Source organism: Treponema sp. (assembly GCF_024696245.1).
In the GTDB taxonomy this organism is placed as follows: domain Bacteria; phylum Spirochaetota; class Spirochaetia; order Treponematales; family Treponemataceae; genus Treponema_D.
Window position 1 is genome coordinate 48,472 of sequence record NZ_JAILGZ010000057.1, and the last position, 6,233, is coordinate 54,704.

Genomic DNA, 6,233 nt, shown 5'->3' on the forward strand with positions numbered 1-6,233 from the left:
CTGAATCCGGGATTTTTTTTGTCCTTTTATAAATAACTTGCATTCAATTTAATTTTCTCAATAAGTGCATTTTTATTGTCACTTTTTTTTATGACGGGTATATTGTTATGTAGATATTCCGGAGGTAATTATATGGGTACTATTGTTATTTGTGCTGTTCTGGCTGTAATCGTCCTGCTGGCATTTAAAAGCGGTCTTTCTCACTTTAAGGGAGAAGGGGGCTGCTGCGGAGGTGGTGGAGGTTCAGTTGTTCTTGAAAAAAAACTTGAAGGACCTGTGGTTTCTAAAAAAACTATTACCATAAAGGGAATGAAGTGTGACAACTGTCGTGTTAAGGCTCAGAATGCCCTTAATCAGATAGATGGTGTATTAGCAAAAGTAAACCTTAAAAAAGAAAGGGCAGAGCTTTCTTTTGACAGGGAAGTTTCTGATGAAGTAATAAAGGCCGCTGTAGAAAAATGTGGTTTTACAGTTGAATAATCCGGAGGTAAGTTAATGCAGAAATTTGCAGTGACAGGAATGACTTGTGCAGCCTGTGTTGCCAGAGTAGAAAAGGCAGTCAGCAAGGTTCCGGGTGTTAATTCAGTAAGTGTAAGTCTTTTAACCAACAGCATGGGGGTAGAAGGTAAGGCTGCTGACAGTAAAATCATAGATGCGGTTTTAAAGGCAGGTTACGGGGCAAGTTCTTTGTCTGCTGCTTCCAGTCAGGCTTCTTCTAAAAGTGAAGAAGAAAAGCTTCTTAACAAGTCAGATACTCCTCTTTTGCTCAGAAGGCTTTTGTCATCCCTGGTATTCCTTCTTGTCCTTATGTATTTCAGCATGGGGCATATGATGTGGAATTTTCCTATACCAGCCTGGTTTGAAGGAAATCATATGGCTATGGGGCTGGTTCAGCTTTTTTTGTGCCAGATTATTCTTGTCATTAACAGAAAGTTCTTTATAAACGGCTTTAAATCCCTGCTTCATGGGTCTCCAAACATGGATACCCTTGTGGCTTTAGGTTCAGGTATTTCTTACATTTACAGTGTTGCAGCCCTCTTTCTTATGACTAAGGCTGTAGTTGATGGTAATCAGGCTCAGGTAATTCATTACATGGAAAACTTTTACTTTGAAAGTTCAGCCATGATTGTAACGTTGATTACTGTAGGTAAGCTCCTTGAGTCAATTTCCAAGGGACGTACTACAGATGCCCTTAAGGCCCTGGTTTCCCTTGCGCCGGATACAGCCCTTATAATAAGGGATGGAAAGGAAGTCGAAGTTGCCCTTGAAGAAGTTAAGCAGGGTGATATTTTTGTTGTAAAACCAGGAGATAAAATTCCTGTAGACGGAACTGTTATTGAAGGTTCTTCTTCTGTAAATGAATCTGCCCTTACCGGAGAAAGTATTCCTGTAGATAAGGCAGAAGGTCTTGGTGTAAGTGCCGGTACCATGAATGTGTCCGGTTACCTTAAGTGCCGGGCTGATCATGTAGGCAGCGATACTACTTTAAGTAAAATTATTCAGCTTGTAAGCGATGCTGCTGCAACAAAAGCACCTGTTGCCCGTATTGCAGATAAAGTAAGCGCTGTTTTTGTTCCTGCAGTTATAAGCATTGCTGTCATTACCTTTTCAATATGGCTCTTTAAGGGGGCAGATTTTACCTTTGCCTTAAGCCGGGGAATTGCCGTTCTTGTAATAAGCTGCCCGTGTGCATTAGGACTTGCAACCCCTGTAGCCATCATGGTTGGAAACGGAAAGGCAGCCCGTAACGGTATTCTTTTTAAGACAAGCCTTTCTCTTGAAGAAACAGGCAGGGTAAAGATTGCAGCCCTTGATAAAACCGGAACCATTACAAAAGGTCAGCCTGAAGTTACCAATATTCTCTGCTACGGAAATGTTGACGAAAAGACTCTCCTTACTGCAGCCCTTTCTCTTGAAGCAAAAAGCGAGCATCCTCTTGCCAGGGCAATTGTAGAAAAAGGAAGCAGTCTTGGGCTTAGTGGAGAAGAAGTCAGTGATTTTGAAGCTATTGCCGGAAAAGGTCTAAAAGCCAGATTTATTAAAGACAATAAGGAAGTTTACGGCGGAAATCAGGCCTTTATTGCTTCCTGCTGCAGTGATAGACGGGATATAAGTAAGGATATGGAAGCTTTTGCCAGTCAGGGTAAGACTCCCCTTATCTTTGCCGAAAAGGACAGGATTCTTGGAATAGTGGCTGTTGCTGATACAATTAAGGAAGACAGTGCCCTTGCCATAAGTCAGTTAAGGGCTCTTGGAATAAAAACAGTCATGCTTACGGGAGACAATGAAGTTACGGCCAGGGCTGTAGCAGAAAGTGCCGGTGTAGACCAGGTTATAGCCGGAGTTCTTCCTGATGAAAAAGAAAAATACATCCGCAGTCTTATGGAAGAAGGAAAGGTTTGTATGGTAGGAGACGGAATTAACGACGCCCCTGCCTTAACCAGGGCTGATGTGGGAATTGCCATAGGAGCCGGAACAGATGTTGCCATTGATGCCGCAGACCTTGTTCTTATGAAGTCTTCCCTTTCCGATGTAGTAAGTGCCATAAGGTTAAGCAGAAGGACCCTCCTTAATATAAAGGAAAACCTTTTCTGGGCCTTTATTTATAATATAATAGGAATACCTCTTGCTGCAGGTGTATTTGCCAGTGCTTTAGGCTGGGAATTGAATCCTATGTTTGGAGCTGCAGCTATGAGTATGAGCAGTTTCTGTGTAGTTTCCAACGCTCTCCGTCTTAATTTCTTCAGGATGAAGAATAATTTTGCCGGAAAAGCAAAAAATACAGATACAATAAACAGTAAGGAGTTTGCTATGGCAGATGTTACAGAAAAAGTAATTAAAGTAGAAGGCATGATGTGTGAACATTGTGAAGCTCATGTAAAGGAAGCCCTTGAAGCTATTAAGGGAATTGATTCAGCTAAGGCTGACCATACTAAAAATGAAGTTCTTCTTACAATGAGTAAGGATGTTGATTCAAAGAAAATTGCAAAGGCTGTAGAAAAAGCCGGATACAAATATATTGAATAGACACGGGCTTTAAAAAGAAAAGGGCTGTCTGCTTTATAGGAATAATGCAGGCAGCCTTTTTTTTAGCTTAATAAGATTTCAGAAAGTTTCTGATTTTTATTTTGCTGTAATAAGAAGGGTCTTTGGATCAAGTTTAAGTGTTGATTCAAAGTCTGTTGCCTTACCCATCTTAAGGATAGTCATTACAGTTGTAGATGCCTTTGAAGAAAGGTGAACTACTCCTGCAAAATATGGAAGAATGGCTTTTGGTGCCTGTTCTTCAAGTTTATCTCCTGCTACTGTAGAAGAAATCCATACCTTTGTTTTTGTAGCCTTTGCATAGCTTGCAACTGCCTGAATGTCTGCTTCTTTTGCCTTAGCAAAATCAACACCGTCAATTACAACGCCAGAAACTGCAATACCACCGGCCTTAAGGGCGTTAAGTGTGTTTACAACCTTTTCCAGGTTAAAGTTATCCTGATTAAAGTTAAGGATTGTTCTGTTGCGGACAATCAGATCCTTAGCTTCTGCAGAGATTGTCTTTTTCTTGGAAATTTCGTTAAGGATTCCATCGTACCAGACAATTACGTTAGATGAATGCTGGTCAAAGGAAACATGTACGAGCTGCTTTCCGTTAAGAAGGGTGTCCATACCAAACTGTACGAGAACAGCTGTCTTACCTAAACCTTTTTTTGCTGTAATAAGACCAAGTTCACCAGATTTAAGACCGCCGTTTGCTACTGCATCAAATGCCCTTACAGGGCTCTTTTCAAATAATTCCTGCTTTGCCATGATCCTGTCTCCTTAATTTTGTGATTTGAATTTAGTTTTAAACTGGAAAGTTTTTAACTATGATTTTATTTTAACACGTATTTATTCAAAAGACAAATTTTACGAAGACAAAAAAAGGCGCCTGAAATTAATCAGACGCCTCTTATGCTTTATAAAGCTTTAAGAATTAATCAGTATTGATTATTTCTGTTCAGCCTTTTTCTTTTCCTGGTACTGTTTGATAAGTGTTTCAGAAACAGCATTTGGAACTTTTGCATATTTTTCGAATTCCATTGTGAATTCTGCTTTACCCTGTGTTGAAGAACGAAGGATAGTAGAGAATCCGAACATTTCTGAAAGTGGTACTTCAGCGTTAACTGTAGAAGTTCCGTTTTCATCAGTTGTATCAATGATAACACCACGGCGCTGGTTGATAAGACCGAACATGTTACCCTGGAATTCTGTAGGACCTGCAATCTGTACCTTCATGATTGGTTCAAGAATAGCTGGCTTAGCTTTTGCATAACCTTCACGGAAAGCACCGATAGCTGCAGTCTGGAATGCGATATCAGAAGAGTCTACTGGGTGATACTGACCATCATTGATTGTACAGCGAACACCAACTACAGGAGCACCAATAAGTGAACCCTTTTCCATAGCTCTCCTGAATCCCTTGTCACAAGAAGGAATGTATTCGTTAGGAATAGCACCACCCTTAATTGAGTCAACGAATTCGTAATCTTTGTCTGAAATTGGTTCCATAAATCCGGCAACACGACCGTACTGACCAGAACCACCAGTCTGCTTTTTGTGTGTATAGTTGAAGTCTGCACGTGCAGAAATTGATTCGCGGTAAGCTACTTCTGGCTGTGAAACTTCTACTTCACATTTGTATTCACGCTTCATACGTTCAACGTATACTTCAAGGTGAAGTTCACCCATACCCTTGATGATTGTCTGATTTGATTCAGGATCAACGTAAGTCTGGAATGTTGGGTCTTCTTTTGTAAAGCGGTTAAGAGCCTTAGCCATGTTAGCAGCATCCTGCTTGTTCTTAGGAGTAATAGCCTGAGAAATAACAGGGTTTGGTACGAACATAGAAGTCATGGCGATGTTAAGACCACCACCACAGAATGTATCACCAGAAGCACAGTCAATACCGAAGAGGGCAATGATGTCACCTGGCATACCTTCGTTAATATCTTCCATGTTAGCAGAGTTCATGCGGACAATACGACCAACCTTGAACTTTTTCTGTGCACGAACGTTAAAGAGTTCATCACCTTTGCAAATCTTTCCCTGGTAGATACGAACATAAGTAAGCTGACCGAACTGACCGTCATCGAGTTTGAATGCGAGGGCAACACAAGGCTTGTTTTCAACGTTGAAAAGTTCAACTTCTGCTTCGTTGTTATCGCGGTCAAGACCGTAGTTGTGTACTTCTGTTGGATCTGGAAGATAGCGCTGTACTGCATCGAGAAGTGGCTGGATACCCTTGTTTACGTGAGCTGAACCAAGGAATACACCTACAAACTGTTCAGCAAGAGTTCCCTTACGGATAGCAGCGATGAGCTTGTCTTCAGGAATATTGTCATATCCGTTTTCAAGAATCATTTCCATGAGTTCGTCATCAAAGTTTGATGCTGCATCAAGGAGTTCTTCACGGTATTTTTTAGCATCATCAGCAAGATGAGCTGGGATTTCTGCATAGCGGAGATCTTCACCGTTTGGTCCGTCAAAGTAAATTGCCTTCATTGCAACAAGGTCAACTACACCTTCGAGCTTATCTTCAAGACCAATAGGAAGTTCCATCATGTGTGAGTTAAGACCGAGTTTTTCACGGAGCTGTCCGCAAACACGGATTGGGTTAGCACCCTGACGGTCACATTTGTTGACAAATGCAACGCGTGGTACATGATAACGCTTAAGCTGGCGGTCAACAGTGATTGACTGAGACTGAACACCTGCAACGGCACAAAGAATCATGATAGCACCGTCAAGAACGCGGAGTGAGCGTTCAACTTCTACTGTGAAGTCTACGTGACCTGGAGTGTCGATAAGATTGATTGTGATGTCTTTCCACTGAACCTGTGTTGCAGCAGACTGAATAGTGATACCACGTTCACGTTCCAGATCCATGTTATCCATTACAGCACCGACACCGTCCTTGCCACGTACTTCGTGAATCTGGTGAATCTTGTTACAGTAGAACAAAATACGTTCTGAAGTTGTTGTCTTACCAGAGTCAATGTGGGCACTGATACCGATATTACGTACTTTAGTAATATCAAAAGCCATATTGTTTACCTCTCAAAAAAAAAAGTTTCCATTAGTTAGATTCTGCGGAAAATGACAGAATCTTCCACGGAATACAATTATCGCATAAATATATTCTAAAAATCCGTAAAATTCAATAGTTTGCACCTTTTCTTGCATTTAATTTTCTTCCATTATAT

Annotated in this window: 4 protein-coding genes; 2 read left to right on the forward strand and 2 right to left on the reverse strand. The window is 41.0% G+C overall.

The features are described 5' to 3' along the window. The first annotated feature begins 132 nt into the window (after positions 1–132). Positions 133–480: a heavy-metal-associated domain-containing protein gene (locus K6D58_RS04135; protein WP_296827924.1), complete on the forward strand. Its 348-nt coding sequence runs from the start codon at positions 133–135 to the stop codon at positions 478–480. A gap of 15 nt (positions 481–495) precedes the next feature. Continuing rightward, positions 496–3,027 (forward strand): heavy metal translocating P-type ATPase, encoded by a 2,532-nt coding sequence (locus tag K6D58_RS04140; protein WP_296827927.1) that lies wholly within the window; start codon positions 496–498, stop codon positions 3,025–3,027. Between the two features lie 96 nt (positions 3,028–3,123). Here the strand turns inward: K6D58_RS04140 and K6D58_RS04145 are convergent, their stop codons facing one another. Together K6D58_RS04145 and fusA are read right to left on the reverse strand one after the other, a co-directional pair. After that, positions 3,124–3,798, reverse strand: coding sequence for an ATPase domain-containing protein (locus tag K6D58_RS04145; protein WP_296827929.1), 675 nt, complete (start codon positions 3,796–3,798; stop codon positions 3,124–3,126). 180 nt (positions 3,799–3,978) lie between these two features. Next, positions 3,979–6,075 (reverse strand): elongation factor G, encoded by a 2,097-nt coding sequence (gene fusA / locus K6D58_RS04150; protein ID WP_296827931.1) that lies wholly within the window; start codon positions 6,073–6,075, stop codon positions 3,979–3,981. Positions 6,076–6,233 lie beyond the last annotated feature (158 nt).

Excerpts from the sequence above, each read along its gene's own strand:
- K6D58_RS04140 (WP_296827927.1), top strand. The coding sequence starts at position 496 with ATGCAGAAATTTGCAGTGACAGGAATGACTTGTGCAGCCTGTGTTGCC.
- fusA (WP_296827931.1), bottom strand. The coding sequence starts at position 6,075 with ATGGCTTTTGATATTACTAAAGTACGTAATATCGGTATCAGTGCCCAC.
- K6D58_RS04135 (WP_296827924.1), top strand. The coding sequence starts at position 133 with ATGGGTACTATTGTTATTTGTGCTGTTCTGGCTGTAATCGTCCTGCTG.
- K6D58_RS04145 (WP_296827929.1), bottom strand. The coding sequence starts at position 3,798 with ATGGCAAAGCAGGAATTATTTGAAAAGAGCCCTGTAAGGGCATTTGAT.